Raw genomic sequence first — 12,117 nt, forward strand, 5'->3', positions numbered from 1 at the left:
TGGTTCCGGCTCCTCGACGACACAAGCCTTGCAGAGTCGATAATCGGAGAGCCTCCATGCCCTGCCCCACCGGGTCCCGTCCGCGCGCGCCAGCCCTTGCGGTCGCTGCCCTGCCCGTCGCGCTGGCGTTGGCCGCCAGCACGCTGGCCACGCCCGTCCTGGCCCAGTCCATCCCGCCCGGCCAGTCGGATGCCTTGCACGTCTATGCCTTGCCTGCCGGTCCGCTGGCCGACACGCTCAATCGCATTTCCTTGAGCAGCGGGCGGGTCATCTCGGTCGATCCCGCGCTGGTGGCCGGCCGACAGGCCGGCGCGGTGCAGGGAATGTTCGACGCGGAAGAGGCGGTGCGCCGCGCGTTGGCGGGCACGGACCTGGAAAGCGTCACCACGCCCAGCCGCGCGATCACCGTCAGGCCGGCGCCCGCGCCGGTGCGCGGCGCCTCGCAACTGGCGCCGGTGATGGTGGCGGCCACGCTGGTCGATCCAACCGTCACGGAAGGCACGCGTTCCTATACCGCGCGCGCGGTCTCCATGGGCAAGAGCACGCACTCCTTGCGCGAGACGCCGCAATCCATCACGGTGCTGACCCGCCAGCGCATGGACGACCAGAACGTCACGACGCTGGGCCAGGCCATGGACTACGTCACCGGCGTGAAGGCAAGCCCGACGGGCACGGGCATCGTGAACATCGAGTCGCGCGGCTTCCTCATCAACGAATACCTGGTCGACGGCCTGCCGTTCAAGGGCGGGCAGGGCATGTGGGGCAACGCCCTGATGGACCTGGGTATCTATGACCGCGTGGAAGTCTGGCGCGGTCCCACGGGCCTGCTGGAAGGCGCGGCCGAGCCCAGCGGCACGATCAACCTGGTGCGCAAGCGCGCGCTGGCCGAGCCCGGCTTCAAGGGCGCGGTGTCGGTGGGCACCTGGGACCGCTATCGCGCCGAGATCGACGGCACGGGCGCGCTGACCGAGGATGGCCGCCTGCGCGCGCGTGGCGTGGTGATCGAGGATCGCGCGGGCAGCCACCTGCACCGGGTCTATTCGGATCGCCGCACGGTCTATGGCACGCTGGAGTACGACTTCACGCCGTCGACCACGCTGTCGGTGGGCGGCACCTGGCAGGAGGGCGGCTCGCTGGTGTTCGTGGGCCTGCCGCAGTACGCGGACGGCCGCAACATCGACGTGCCGCGCTCCACCTACCTCGGGTCGAAGGATGCCAACAAGGATGACAACGCGCTCAGCTACTTCGCCGAGCTGGAGCATCGCCTGGCCGATGGCGGCAAGTTCCGCCTGAATGCCAGCCATTCGGTGCGCAGGACCTGGCTGAACCGCTACATGACGCACAGCTACATCGACCCCGTCACGAACGACGTCACGATCCGTGCCGCGCGCCAGCGCTCGCGCCAGGAGAACAAGGGCGTGGACGCCTTCCTGACGTTGCCGGTGGACGCCTGGGGCCTGCGCCACGAGATCACGGCGGGCGCGAACTACCAGGAATACCAGGGCGGGCAGGTGCAGGCGCCGTTCGTGTCGTTCCGCCAGAACATCGACCGGCCCGACCTGGGCGTGGCCCCCACGCTGTTCGAGCCGGGCGAGTTGCCGCGCACCCAGGTGACGCAGTACGGCGTGTATGCCCAGGCCCGGGTGAAGCCCGTCGAACCCGTGACCGTGCTGCTGGGCGGACGCTATGCCTGGTGGGACACCCGCGACCCGGATGCGCCGGACAGCGACCAGCGCATCAAGGCCGAGTTCGTGCCCTATGCGGGCCTGGTCGTGGACCTCGACGCGCATCATTCGGCCTATGCCAGCTACAGCCGCATCTTCAGCCCGCAGACCGAGCAGTCGGCGGGCGGCGGCTTCCTTGCGCCGCGCGTGGGGCGGCAGGTGGAGCTTGGCATCAAGGGCGAATACCTGGACCAGCGGCTGAACACGCACCTGGCGGTGTTCCGCATCGACGACGTGAACCGCGCCATCGCGGACCCGGACAACGAGGACTTCTCGCTGGCTGCGGGCAAGGTACGCAGCCAGGGCGTCGAGGCCGAGGTGTCGGGACGCCTGACCCCGCAGTGGGAAATGAGCGCCGGCTATGCCTATACCTCGACCAGGTATCGCGAGGGCGCCGACAACGAAGTGGGCCTGCCGTACAACTCGGCCTATCCACGCCACAACTTCTCGTTGTGGACGAAATATCGCTTTGCCGATGGCGTGCTCGACCGGGTGTCGGTGGGCGGCGGCCTGCGCTGGCTCAGCGAGCAGTACGTGCAACGCGGCGGCGCGCGCTGGACGCAGCCGGCCTACACCCTGGTGGACCTGCAGCTGGGCTATGCCTTGCGTCCCGACATGGACCTGACGTTGACGGTCACCAACCTGTTCGACAAGCGCTACTTCAAGAAGATATCGGGCCATGAGTTCCGCCAGACCTACTACGGCGAACCGCGCGGCGCGATGCTGACCTTGCGCGGCGCGTTCTGATGGCGGTTGCCGTGGCCGAGGGCGCCCGCGCCGGGATCGCGCGGGCGCATGCCGCCGCGCAGCGCGCGCGGTGGCTGCGCCTGGCGCTGATTGCGCTGGGACTGGCGTTCAGCGTGGCGATGGACGTCTCGCTGGGGGCGGCGGCGTTCGCGCCGGGCGAGATCCTGGCGGCGATCCTGTCGCCGGGCAGTGTCGAGGCCGAGACGGCGGTCATCGTGTGGTCGCTGCGCTTGCCCTACGCGCTGATGGCCGTGCTGGTGGGCGCCGCGCTGTCGCTGGCGGGCGCCGAGATGCAGACCATCCTGGACAACGCGCTGGCCGACCCCTTCACGCTGGGCGTGTCCTCGGCCGCCTCGCTGGGCGCGGCCCTGGTCATCGTGCTGGGCCTGCAGATTCCCGGCGTGCCCGCGGGCTGGAGCCTGGCGGCCAGCGCCTTTCTCTTCGCCTTCGGCTCGGTGCTGCTGCTGCAGGCCGTCACGCGTGGCGGGCGCGGCGGCCGGCAGACGATGGTGCTGTTCGGCATCGCCATGGTGTTCTCCTTCAACGCGCTGGTGGCGCTGCTGCAGTACATCGCCAACCCCGAGGACCTGCAGCAACTGGTGTTCTGGAGCATGGGCAGCCTGGCGTTGTCCAACTGGCCCAAGCTGCAGGCGCTGGGCCTGGTGCTGCTGCTGGTGCTGCCTTTCACGCTGCGGTCGGCCTGGCGCCTGAATGTGCTGCGCATGGGCGAGGACCGCGCGCGTACCCTGGGCGTGGACGTGGGCCGCCTGCGGCTGGGGGCCTTGCTGCGGGTCAGCCTGCTGGCGGCCACGGCGGTGGCCTTCGTCGGGGCCATCGGCTTCGTGGGGCTGGTCGGGCCGCACGTGGCACGCATGCTGGTGGGCGAGGATCACCGCCATTTCCTGCCGGCCAGCGCCCTGGTCGGTGCCCTGTTGATGTCGCTGGCGTCCATTGCCAGCAAGACGCTGGTGCCCGGCGTGCTGCTGCCCGTGGGCATCGTCACCGCGCTGGTGGGCGTGCCGGTGTTCCTGGGGTTGATCCTGCGCCGGGAGCGCCGATCATGAGCGCGATGCCGAGCCACGCCTTGCAGGACGTGGCGGCGCCTGGCGGCCTGCGCGTGCGCGGGTTGCGGGCAGGCTACCGCCGCAAGCCGGTGATCGATGGGCTCGATCTCCCCGACCTGCGGCCGGGCAGCGTGGTGGCTTTGCTGGGGCCGAACGGCGCGGGCAAGAGCACCTTGCTGAAGACGCTGGCAGGCATCGTGCCGTGCACGGGCGAGATCTCGCTGGATGGCTTGCCGCTGGCCGCGATGCCGCCCGCCGAGCGCGCGGCGCGCGTGGGCTACATGCCGCAGCGGCTGCCGGACGATCTGGACATGACGGTGCTGGACAGCCTGTTGAGCATCTTGCGGCTGCGTACGGGCCGTGCGCCGATCACGAGTGACGCCGCGATGGCGCGGGCCATGGATACGCTGGATCACCTGGGCATCGCGGCGTTGGCGATGTCGCCGCTGCACGGGCTGTCGGGGGGCCAGCGGCAGATGGCAAGCCTGGCACAGGCCCTGGCGCCGGACCCTGGCGTGTTGCTGCTGGACGAACCCACCAGTGCGCTGGACCTGCGCCATCAGGTAACGGTCATGCGCACCCTGCGCGCCCTGGCTGGCGAGGGCAGGCTGGTGATCGTCGTGCTGCACGACCTGAGCCTGGCCGCGCGCTGGGCCGACGAGGTCGTCGTGCTGAAGGCAGGCGTGCTTTGCGCGGCCGGCACGCCCCTGTCGGCGCTGACCCCCGAGACGCTGGCGCGGGCGTATGGCGTGCGCGCCCGTGTGGAGACCTGCGCGCGGGGTTACCTGAGCGTGCATGCGGACGAGGCCATCGATGCCGATCCCTCGCATTGAGTGGCGAGCGCCGTTGCTGGCGGCCATGTTGGGGTGGTCGGCCCTGTCCGGCGCGTTTGCGCAGACGCCCGACGCTGGCGCCTATCCCGTCACCGTGACCGATGTCGCGGGACGCGACGTCCACCTGGCGCGCGAGCCCCGCCGCATCTTCCTGCAGAACGGCGGCCACCTGCTTGCGCTGGCGCTGTTGAATCGCGAAGACCCTTTCGCGGGGCTGGTCGCCTGGGAAAACAATCTGGGGAATTCCGACCCGACCATCTGGAACCTGATGCGCCAGCGCTGGCCGCAAGGTGGGCAGGTGCCTGAGCTGCATTTCGACGCGAGCGGCAACGCCGACCTGGAGCGGCTGGTGCGCATGAAGCCCGACCTGCTGGTGCTGGAGTTGCGCGCGCGGCCGGCCGTGGAGCGCGGGCCGGCCCAGGCGGTGCTGGCGGCGCTGAACATTCCAATCCTTTATGTGGACGCGTCCATCGACCCGCTGGGCAACACGCCGCGCACGATCCGGGCCCTGGGGCAGGCGGTGGGCCAGCAGGCCCGCGCCGAGGAGTACCTGGCGTTCCACGCGGCCCGCTGGCAGGCGCTGCAGGCGGGCATCACGCAGCCCCGCGAGGCGGGCATGGCCGCGCCGCGCGTCTTCATCGAGAGCCGGGCCGGGCGGCTGGGCCTGGACCAGTGCTGCTATTCGCAGGGGCGCACGTCCTGGGGCCAGATGGTCGATGCCGCGGGGGGCAGCAATTACGCCACGCCGCTGCTGCGCGGGTCCACGGGCGACATCGCGCTGGAACGCCTCATCCGTGACCGGCCCGATCACTACGTGATGACGGGCACGGCGCGCGTGCGGCGCGGCGCGCGCGTCATCCCTTTCGGTTATGGCGCGACCCGCGAGGCGGCCGCTGCGGTCATGGCCGACCTGATGGCGCGGCCGGCCTTCAGGCTGGTCGCGCGCACGCCGGCGGATTGCGCCCAGGGGTTGTATCACCAGTTCTACACCAGCGCCTACAACATCGCCGCGCTGGAGTACCTGGGGCGGATGATGTATCCGGCCACGCTGGGGCACCTGGATCCGGCGGGAACCTACCGGGAGATCATTCGGCGCTACACGCAGATTCCGGATGCCCCTTTCCTGTTCCACCTGAGCCGGGGTTTCGGCGATGGACGCGATTGCGAAAAGGACGCGGCAGGCTGAACGTTCGCGCCTGGATTGCTCAGCGCTGGACGGGCGGGCGGTCCAGGTCCACGGTGCCGCGATAGGCGATCAGGCGCCGCGTGCCGGGCCAGTTGGCGCGGATGTCGAAGGCATAGCGGCCATCGGCCTCGCGCTCGCTGGTCTCGATGCGCGGGGTCAGGAAGCCGGGCAGGGGGATGCCCAGGAGACTGGCGCGCCCCGCGCGCATGCGCAGGCCGGTGGCGTCCGCCTCGACCTCATAGCGCAGGCGCAGCGGACCGAAGGACTCCACCAGGTGATTGTCGCGCAGGACCAGGGTGGTGACGGTGTGGCGCGCCAGCATGTGGCGTGTCCAGATTTCCCTGTCGGGCGTGGCGTCCAGCTCGAAGCGCAGCGGACGGGCCATGCTGGTGGGCGGGAAACCCATGGCGCGCATGAGCAGGCGGCCGATGGCGGATTCCGCGCCGTCGACCACGATATGGCCGCCCAGGGTGTGCTGGCCTTGCAGGGAGTGGAAGCGACGGACGGCGGCGGGCAGGAGGGCGTAGCGGGGGCCCAGGAGCTGTTCGTAGAGGGACGCGCGTGGAGTCATGGCTGCTTTCAGTTGCGGCTGAAATATTAAACGTCCTTGTCAGCCCGTGGCACATTTCGCGGCCATGAAATTGTTTTCACTGGCCATTCGCCGGGCGCCGCGATGCTGCGGGAGCCAACGTTTTTTCCTATGCGCGCATAGGCAAGCCGTATTTGTCGGGGGCGGGCGGCGTTCCTAAGATGCTCGCAAGCCCGGGCGGTACCGGGCACACCCGGCCAGGCCGGAGTGACACAAGGCGGCTCAAACCGCCAAGCAAGGGGAATGCCATGTCCACACGCCACATCCTGGGCGCGCTGTGCGCCGCCATCTCGTTGCTTGCCACGCCCGCGCAGGCGCAGCAAGCCTTTCCCAGCCATCCCGTCCGCCTGATCGTGCCGCAGTCCGCGGGCTCGGGCGGCGACGTGGTCGCCCGTCTCATCAGCGACAAGCTGGGCGCCTCGCTGGGCCAGCCCGTGGTGGTGGAAAACCGTCCGGGCGCCAATGGCGTGATCGCGGCATCCTTCGTGGCCAAGTCGGCGCCCGACGGCTATACCCTGATGCTGGCCGGCGTCTCGCAGATCAGCTTCAATCCGCACCTGTACCAGAACCTGCCCTACGACGCCGAGAAGGATTTCTCGTATGTCGCGCCGGTGATCGACACGCCTTTCATCGTGGTGGCCAGCAAGGCAAGCGGCATCACGTCGATGCAGGCGCTCATCGAGCGCGCCCGTGCCAAGCCCAATACGCTGACCTATGGCAGCGCGGGCGCCGGCAATTCGACGCACCTTTCCACCGAGATGGTCGCCGACGCCGCGGGCATCAAACTCATGCACGTGCCCTACAAGGGGTCCGGCCCTGCCTTGAACGCCGTCCTGGCCGGCCAGATCGATCTCATGACCAGCGTGCTGGGCGCGGCCCTGCCGCAGGTGACGGCGGGCAACGTCGTGCCCCTGGCCGTGCTGGGCGAGCAGCGCATCGCGGAGGTGCCTGACGTGCCGACGCTGAAGGAGCTGGGCCTGAAGGCGCCCACCATGCCCGGCTGGTTTGCCATCGTCGGCCCCGCCGGCCTGGACCCCCAGGTCGTGGCGCGGCTGAACGCCGCGACGCAGGCCGCCGTGAACGACGCCGGCATCCAGGCGCGCCTGAAGGCCCTGTACTTCCTGCCCTTTGCCGGCACCGCCGACGAGATCCGCAAGCGCGCGGGCGAAGATTCCGCCTTCTGGGGCGAGTTCGTGCGCCGCGTGGGCGTGCAGGTGGAGTAAGGCGCCAGGCGCGCCCGGGCCGTGTTCAACCGTCCAGGCGCGTCACGCCCTGCCAGCGTCCATCGTCGATCATGTCCCTGATCAGCGCCCGGGCCAGTTCGCGCACCGCCTTGCAGGCCAGGCTCTGCTGGGCCGAGGCGGACAGGCACAGCGATGCCCGCCGCGTGAACACGTGGTCCGAAATGGGAATGCCCACGAGGTCCTGTCCCTTGGCGTCCGGGTCGCCCAGCGCCGAGGCAGGCAGGATGGTCCAGCCGCGGCCGGCCCGCACCAGTGCCAGCAGCACCGACACCGCGCTGGTCTCGGCGATCAGGTTGAACGCCAGGCCGGCGTCGCTGAAGGCGCGCTCGGACAGGACGCGGATCGAGTTCGGGAAGCTGGGCAGCACCAGCGGCAGCGCCGCGACGCCCGCCAGGCTGACGGCGCGCGCGCCGTCGGGCAGCGGCAGGCCCACCAGCAGCAGCTGTTCGTCCAGGACCGGCGTGGCTTGCATATGGTCGGGACGCTGCCCCACGTCCATGGCCAGCGCCAGGTCCAGCCGCTGCCGCACGACCGATTCCGCCAGGTCGGCGTTGCTGCCTTCGATCAGCTCCAGCATGACTTCCGGGTATGCCTGCCGGACCGCGTCGAAGAGTGGCACGGCGACCACGCGCGAGGCGCTGGTGGACAGTCCGAAGCTCACGTGGCCCGACGGCGTGTCGCGGCCATGTTCGACCGCCGCCCTTGCCGCATCCACCTGGCGCAGGACCTGCTTCGCGTGGCTGTACAGCAGCCTGCCGGTCTCGGTGGGGCGCACGCCGGCCGGGCCGCGCACCAGCAGTTGCGCGTTGAATTCGTTCTCCAGCTTGGCCACGTGCTGGCTGAGCGAGGGCTGGGCCACGTGCAGCGATTCGGCGGCCGCGGTGATGCTCTCCAGTTCCACGATCCGGGTGAAGTATTTCAGCTGGCGTAAATCCATGGGTCGTTCCGATAGGGCAGCCTGGCGTGCCCGGCATGGAGCGGCCAGCGCGGGGACATGCTCGCCCCCGCGCCTAAGTCTAGCAAGGCTTGCGCCGTGTGCGTGGCGCAATCGTTTTGGCATATGCCTCGACGCCTTCTTTCGTCTTTCCGGCGTATCGCATCGGCTTCCGATGCGTGCGCGCCCTTTCCTGTCTTCCCTTCCTGGATGTGCTCATGTCTTCCGATAACCCGACCGCCTGGCGCGTCACGCCGCAACAGTACGAAGCCTCGCGTCCCGCCACCCATCGCGTGCCGGCGCCGGCATCGCGCTACCTGGCGATGCGCGATGGCTGCCGCCTGGCCATCGATGTCTACGTGCCGGTGCCGCTGGCGGACCAGGCAGCGCCTGCCGCGTTTCCCACCATCACGCTGTTCACGCCGTACTACCGCCGTTTCAGGATGGCGCCCGGCGCGACTGGCGAGTGCGCGCCCAACACCGCCAAGTTGCGCGACTACCTGGTGCCGCGTGGCTATGCCGTCGTGGTGATCGACGTGCGTGGCACGGGGGCGAGCTTCGGCACGCGCGACAGCTTCCGCTCGCCGCGCGAGCGTGACGACAGCAAGGAGGTGGTGGACTGGATCGTGGCGCAGCCCTGGTCCGATGGCGTGGTGGGCGCCACCGGCATTTCCTATCTGGGCGCGGCCTCGGATTTCCTGGCAAGCACCGGCCACCCGGCGGTGCGGGCCATCGCGCCTTTGTTCTCGGTGTGGGACACCTATGCCGACAACTACTTTCCTGGCGGCCTGCAGCTCAAGGCGCTGACGCAGAGCTACGACGACCTGATGGTGGCGCTGGACCATGACCAGCGCCAGATGCTGTCGCGCTTCGTGTATTACGCGAATCCCGGTTTCGCGGGCCCCCAGCCCGTGGACGAGGACCCGGACGGCGCGCTGCTGGCCCAGGCCGTGCACGAGCACCTGGGCAACTTCCGCCAGACGGAGTTCATGCCGGAGTTCCGCTTCCGCGAAGATCCGCTGCCCTATGACGAGACCTTCAGCTCCGCCTCCTTCAGCCCCTACAGCCTGGCCGCCTCCATCCCCAAGGACGTGGCCGTGCTGTCGGTATCGGGGTGGATGGATGGCGGCGGCTACATGAACGGCGCCATCTCGCGCTACCTGACCCTGTCGGAAAACCGCCGGCACCTGATGCTGGGGCCGTGGGACCATGGCGCGCGCATCGACATCTCGCCGTGGCGCAAGCAGGAGATGGCCGAGGCGCCCTGGCTGGGTGAAGTGCTGCGCTTTTTCGACCACTATCTGCTGGGTCGCGACACGGGCCTGGACCGGGAGGCGCCGATCCACTATTACGCCCTGCATTCGGAACAGTGGCGCGCCGCCAGCCAGTGGCCGCCCCTGCCGCAAGCGCAGGACACGCCGCTTTACCTGTCCGCCGGCGCGGCGCTGGCGGGCCAGGCCGATGCGGCCGCCACGCAGGCCGACTACCAGGTGGACTTCACGCTGGGCACGGGGCAGGGCACGCGCTATGAGCGCATCGCCGCCATCAACAGCACGTCCTATTACCCCGACTGGCAGGGCCGCACCGACCGCATGCTGAGCTTCACGTCCGCGCCGCTGGCGCAGGCGATGGAACTGGCAGGCCATGCCGTGCTGGAACTGTTCGTCGCCAGCAGCGAACGCGACGGCGCGCTGTTCGCCTACCTGACCGAGATCGAGGCGGATGGCACCGAGCGGTATGTCAGCGAAGGCTTGTTGCGTCTCCTGCACCGCAAGGAGTCGCCGTGTCCGGACAGCTACCGCACGACCTGGCCCTTCCATTCCTGCCGCAAGGACGACGCCGCGCCGCTGGTGCCGGGGCGGCAGGAATTCGTGCGCCTGGCGTTCATTCCCACGGCGTGGCGTTTCTCCGCCGGCAGCCGGGTGCGCCTGTCGATCGCGGGGGCCGACAAGGACCACTGCGGGCAAGTGCCGCATGGCCGGCCGCCGCGCCTGAGCGTGGGGATGGGCGAAGGCCAGGCCTCGCGGGTGCTGCTGCCCTGGAAAACCGCCTGACGCTGGCCTGGCGGCGCCGCGGCGGGCAAGGGCTTGCCGCGGCGTTATGATCGCTGCCTTGAAAAGCGGCGGTGCGAAGGAGCGGCGGTGGGCGGTGAGGGCGGCCTCTCGCTGGCAGGGCGTGGGCATGGTCACGGCGGGATCCCTGCTGTGCTGGGCGGCCACGCGCGAACGCGGGCGATAATTCCGCTTTGCCCATGGCGACCGACATCATGACCGACACCGACGCGCTGCCTGACCTGCAGGCGCTGGCCAAGCGCCTTTTCGACCTGGAGATCAAGGCCGGGCTGGCCGACGACATGCTGGACCAGCTCAACCAGACGATCTTCCGCCAGCAACGCCAGATCGAGCTGCTGGGCAAGGAACTGTTCGAGTTGCGGCGGCAGGGGCAGGAAGGCCCCGGTACGCCGCGCAACCTGCGCGACGAACTGCCTCCGCATTACTAGGCCCACCCCCGAGGCGCTGGCGCGCGCGCCCCTTCAAGGGGGCGATGCTGGCGGACCGGCGGAGCCGGCTCCGCTGCGTCCCGGCTCGTTGCGGCTTTCCTCTCGGACTTCGAACGCCAGGAACAGCGTGACCTGGGATGCATTGAAGTTGTCGTCGGACACCATCACCAGCGTGGCGTTGCCGTTGGGCAGGCGCGGGCCCCAGGCCATGCCTTCCAGGTTGTCCAGGCGCGTGTCCAGCGTCGTCAGGTCCAGCACCAGTTGCTTCGTCACCGGCGTGAAGGCGCCGGGCCGCAACCGTTCCTGGCCACGCACGTCGCTGCCCGTGGACAGGTCCGCCAGGTAAAGCCGGAGGAAGTTGCGCATGGGGCCGTCTGCCGGTTGCACCGCCGCGCGTTCCAGCACCAGCAGCCGGGTGGCATCCAGGGCCAGGATCTCCGACACGCCGTTGTCCGCGTGGCGTCCGTGCGCGGGACGCGCCGGAATCGGGTCCACCGGATACGCCACCTGGGCCAGCATCCCGCCTTCTCGGTCGATGCGCGTGAACCGCGCCCAGCCGCCTTCATCGGGCGTGGGCGCCGGCCCGTCCTGCGCCAGCGGCCCCTCCATGCCCACCCACAGCGATTGCCCGTCCGGCGTGAAGGTCAGCCCCTCGAAGGCCAGGTTGCGGCGTGGCCCCTGGATGCGCAGGCGGTGGACACCGAAGCCCGGCAGCGTGGGCAGTTGCGCCTGCAGCTGGCCGGCGGGACTCATGCGGACGATGCCGGGCGGCAGGCCCAGCGCCCGGTCGCCTTCGCCAGCCAGCCAGAAGCCGGGCGCCAACGGGTCCCATCGCACCGCTTCCCAGTCCGGCACGTCGCCACCCGCCCACAAGTAGCGCCACGGGTCGGGATAGGGCGTGCCGTCCGCCTGCCGCAGCACGCGCATGCCGGTGAAGGTCACGCCGTGCAGGCCATCGGCGTCCAGGTCCAGCGTGGCGGTGTAGACCCGTGCCGGGGCGTGCTGGGAGCGGTCATCGCTGACCAGCAGCCATTTCCGCGTGGCCGGGTCGTAGTCCAGGCCGGACAGGCCGCCCACGCGCGTGCCGTCGACCATCAGGCCGGCGGGCAGCGTGGCGCTGCCCAGCAGGCGCAGGCCGGGCAGCGCGGGCGTCGGGGAGGGCGCTTGCGCGAGCACGGCCTGTGGCGCCACGGCCAGCCAGCAGGCAATGAAAGCAGTTCGACAGAATTTCCGGAAATAGAGTGGTGACACGATATATGAGTCGCGCGAGCGGAATCTGATAAATCCCATGTGTTC

At 69.8% G+C, this 12,117-nt stretch carries 10 protein-coding genes; 7 read left to right on the forward strand and 3 right to left on the reverse strand.

Features of this window, described 5'->3' with window-relative positions:
- Window positions 1-56 precede the first annotated feature (56 nt).
- From ODI_RS01820 to ODI_RS01835, 4 genes are read left to right on the forward strand one after another with little or no spacing between them, the layout of a single operon-like run.
- The gene (locus ODI_RS01820) at window positions 57-2,471 is read left to right on the forward strand and encodes a TonB-dependent siderophore receptor (protein WP_067756062.1); all 2,415 of its coding nucleotides are present in this window, start codon (window positions 57-59) and stop codon (window positions 2,469-2,471) included.
- A complete protein-coding gene (locus tag ODI_RS01825; protein WP_067756068.1) occupies window positions 2,471-3,535 on the forward strand; it encodes a FecCD family ABC transporter permease in 1,065 nt (354 codons plus the stop codon). The genes ODI_RS01820 and ODI_RS01825 overlap by 1 nt, the downstream gene beginning before the upstream one ends.
- Complete coding sequence (locus ODI_RS01830) at window positions 3,532-4,368, forward strand: ABC transporter ATP-binding protein (protein ID WP_231968167.1); 837 nt, start codon at window positions 3,532-3,534, stop codon at window positions 4,366-4,368. Before ODI_RS01825 ends, ODI_RS01830 begins: the two co-directional genes overlap by 4 nt.
- Window positions 4,349-5,554 carry an ABC transporter substrate-binding protein gene (locus ODI_RS01835; RefSeq protein WP_157929695.1) on the forward strand — a complete coding sequence of 402 codons (1,206 nt, stop codon included), beginning with the start codon at window positions 4,349-4,351 and terminating at the stop codon, window positions 5,552-5,554. Before ODI_RS01830 ends, ODI_RS01835 begins: the two co-directional genes overlap by 20 nt.
- A 19-nt stretch (window positions 5,555-5,573) precedes the next feature.
- Here ODI_RS01835 and ODI_RS01840 read toward each other — a convergent pair whose 3' ends face one another.
- On the reverse strand, window positions 5,574-6,125 hold the full coding sequence (locus ODI_RS01840) for a DUF4166 domain-containing protein (protein ID WP_067756078.1): 552 nt from the start codon (window positions 6,123-6,125) through the stop codon (window positions 5,574-5,576).
- 266 nt (window positions 6,126-6,391) lie between these two features.
- On the opposite strand from ODI_RS01840, the gene ODI_RS01845 reads away from it, so the two are divergent.
- The gene (locus ODI_RS01845; RefSeq protein ID WP_067756081.1) at window positions 6,392-7,366 is read left to right on the forward strand and encodes a Bug family tripartite tricarboxylate transporter substrate binding protein; all 975 of its coding nucleotides are present in this window, start codon (window positions 6,392-6,394) and stop codon (window positions 7,364-7,366) included.
- 25 nt (window positions 7,367-7,391) lie between these two features.
- Here the strand turns inward: ODI_RS01845 and ODI_RS01850 are convergent, their stop codons facing one another.
- A complete protein-coding gene (locus ODI_RS01850; protein WP_067756084.1) occupies window positions 7,392-8,324 on the reverse strand; it encodes a LysR substrate-binding domain-containing protein in 933 nt (310 codons plus the stop codon).
- A 215-nt stretch (window positions 8,325-8,539) separates the two neighbouring features.
- On the opposite strand from ODI_RS01850, the gene ODI_RS01855 reads away from it, so the two are divergent.
- Together ODI_RS01855 and ODI_RS01860 are read left to right on the forward strand one after the other, a co-directional pair.
- A complete protein-coding gene (locus ODI_RS01855) occupies window positions 8,540-10,375 on the forward strand; it encodes a CocE/NonD family hydrolase (protein WP_067756087.1) in 1,836 nt (611 codons plus the stop codon).
- 197 nt (window positions 10,376-10,572) lie between these two features.
- Window positions 10,573-10,821: a SlyX family protein gene (locus ODI_RS01860; protein ID WP_231968168.1), complete on the forward strand. Its 249-nt coding sequence runs from the start codon at window positions 10,573-10,575 to the stop codon at window positions 10,819-10,821.
- A 33-nt stretch (window positions 10,822-10,854) separates the two neighbouring features.
- On the opposite strand, the gene ODI_RS01865 is transcribed toward ODI_RS01860, so the two are convergent.
- Window positions 10,855-11,997 (reverse strand): esterase-like activity of phytase family protein, encoded by a 1,143-nt coding sequence (locus tag ODI_RS01865; RefSeq protein ID WP_067756089.1) that lies wholly within the window; start codon window positions 11,995-11,997, stop codon window positions 10,855-10,857.
- Between the last annotated feature and the right edge of the window lie 120 nt (window positions 11,998-12,117).

The sequence above is a fragment of the Orrella dioscoreae genome (genome assembly GCF_900089455.2).
Taxonomy (GTDB): domain Bacteria; phylum Pseudomonadota; class Gammaproteobacteria; order Burkholderiales; family Burkholderiaceae_B; genus Orrella; species Orrella dioscoreae.

Coding starts and splice junctions, on each gene's coding strand:
- ODI_RS01830 (WP_231968167.1), top strand. CDS start 3,532: ATGAGCGCGATGCCGAGCCACGCCTTGCAGGACGTGGCGGCGCCTGGC.
- ODI_RS01850 (WP_067756084.1), bottom strand. CDS start 8,324: ATGGATTTACGCCAGCTGAAATACTTCACCCGGATCGTGGAACTGGAG.
- ODI_RS01855 (WP_067756087.1), top strand. CDS start 8,540: ATGTCTTCCGATAACCCGACCGCCTGGCGCGTCACGCCGCAACAGTAC.
- ODI_RS01825 (WP_067756068.1), top strand. CDS start 2,471: ATGGCGGTTGCCGTGGCCGAGGGCGCCCGCGCCGGGATCGCGCGGGCG.
- ODI_RS01845 (WP_067756081.1), top strand. CDS start 6,392: ATGTCCACACGCCACATCCTGGGCGCGCTGTGCGCCGCCATCTCGTTG.
- ODI_RS01820 (WP_067756062.1), top strand. CDS start 57: ATGCCCTGCCCCACCGGGTCCCGTCCGCGCGCGCCAGCCCTTGCGGTC.
- ODI_RS01835 (WP_157929695.1), top strand. CDS start 4,349: ATGCCGATCCCTCGCATTGAGTGGCGAGCGCCGTTGCTGGCGGCCATG.
- ODI_RS01840 (WP_067756078.1), bottom strand. CDS start 6,125: ATGACTCCACGCGCGTCCCTCTACGAACAGCTCCTGGGCCCCCGCTAC.
- ODI_RS01860 (WP_231968168.1), top strand. CDS start 10,573: ATGGCGACCGACATCATGACCGACACCGACGCGCTGCCTGACCTGCAG.